General features: G+C 61.7%; 1 protein-coding gene. It reads right to left on the reverse strand.

Features of this window, described 5'->3' with window-relative positions; genetic code table 11:
- Window positions 1–230 (reverse strand): EAL domain-containing protein (locus OH705_RS28985; RefSeq protein WP_267303670.1); only part of this gene is annotated, 230 nt, incomplete at both ends.

Genomic DNA, 230 nt, shown 5'->3' on the forward strand with positions numbered 1-230 from the left:
GTGAGGAATTCCTGCTGGCCGTCGGTTTCGACGCCTTCGGCGACAATGAGCAAGCCAAGTGCCTGGCCCATGGCGACGATGGCCGAGACGATCGCAGCGTCATCGCTATCCTGCTCCAGGTCGCGCACGAAACCGCGGTCGAGTTGGAGTACGTTAGCCGGCAGGCGCATAAGGTCCATCCGGCAGGAATAGCCGGTACCGAACTCATCGAAGGACAGGTCCACGCCCAA

This window comes from Pseudomonas sp. BJa3 (assembly GCF_026343815.1).
Taxonomy (GTDB): Bacteria; Pseudomonadota; Gammaproteobacteria; order Pseudomonadales; family Pseudomonadaceae; genus Aquipseudomonas; species Aquipseudomonas soli.